The 1,291-nt window shown below is 22.5% G+C and carries 1 protein-coding gene; it reads left to right on the plus strand.

Features of this window, described 5'->3' with window-relative positions; all coding sequences use genetic code 11:
• Nucleotides 1-614 precede the first annotated feature (614 nt).
• Nucleotides 615-1,133 (plus strand): spore protease YyaC, encoded by a 519-nt coding sequence (gene yyaC / locus AZI32_RS17000; RefSeq protein ID WP_061997138.1) that lies wholly within the window; start codon nt 615-617, stop codon nt 1,131-1,133.
• The last annotated feature ends 158 nt before the right edge of the window (nt 1,134-1,291 follow it).

Genomic DNA, 1,291 nt, shown 5'->3' on the forward strand with positions numbered 1-1,291 from the left:
ATAACTTCAAGTAGCGTATGCACATTAACTAATTATGGAATAGAGCTTCTCCGACATAATAGTAAATATAAAAACATATTTAAAAAGTTTATAGCAAAAGAAGCCTCAATAATTTAGTGATTTTTTTGAAAAAATTAAAGAGTTGATATTATAGTAGCTTTAAAATTGTACAAGCTATCATAAACTATTTAAAAAAATTAATTTTGGTAAATTCAATTGACTACATACTAAAAATTAATGTATTTAAGTCGTATTTTTAGTGACAGTAATTAAATATTTTAGTGACGGTAATTAAATATTAAACTGATAATTATTATAAAAAGTGACATTTAATAAATATTAAATAAGTTAGTTAGTATATATAGTGACAGACAATAAATAAAATTAATAATTAGTAAAATTTGTATTTTATATATTTATGTTAAAGTAATCATAGTATAATTAAAATAGATTATTAATATGTTTTAATAGAATACAAATTAAAATTGTATTGGGAAATAATAAAGGATTAGAGATTTAAATTTTAAAAAAACTAATTATGAATTTTCATTTAAAATAAGGGCGTTGTATATAAATTATAATAACCTAGAATTTTTATAAATGAAGGAGGAATAATGAAAGAGGTAGTTTTTTATGATAGTATAAAACTTGACATATTAAATTGCATTAAAGATATAGAAGACAGAGAAATAATAATTTTAGCTATAGGAACAGATAAAATATTAGGAGATTGCTTAGGTCCATTAACTGGAGAATTTTTAATTGAGATGAAATGTCCATGTGAAATTTATGGAACACTTAAAAATCCTGTTCATGCAAAAAACTTAAAAAAGACTTTAAAAATAATAGAAAAAAATCATAAAAATCCTTATGTAATAGCAATTGATGCCTCAGTTGGTAATTTAGATGAAATAAATAAAATAATGGTTAAGAATGATTCTATTTTTCCAGGGTTAGGGTTTAAAAAGAGTCTTCCAGAAGTAGGTGATTTATCTATAACTGGTATAGTTGGTACAGAAGAAGAGGTCGTTTATGACCTTTTAAATAATTTAAGCTTGAATCAGGTTTATATTATGGCTAAAACAATATCAAAAGCTATTATAGCGGCTTTAAATGAGAGTAATATATATTGACTTTTTACTTTATTTTAAATTTAGGTAATAAAAATATAAAAAATATATGTCAACCGTTTTTGATTATGTCCTAAAAAAAAATAATTATTAGCACCAGCTTTTCTGGTGCTTAAATTTTCCCCAATAATAGCGCATACACTTATTTTTGGGTATGCTTA

This window comes from Clostridium sp. ATCC 25772, assembly GCF_001573875.1.
Lineage (GTDB): Bacteria > Bacillota > Clostridia > Clostridiales > Clostridiaceae > Clostridium_J > Clostridium_J senegalense.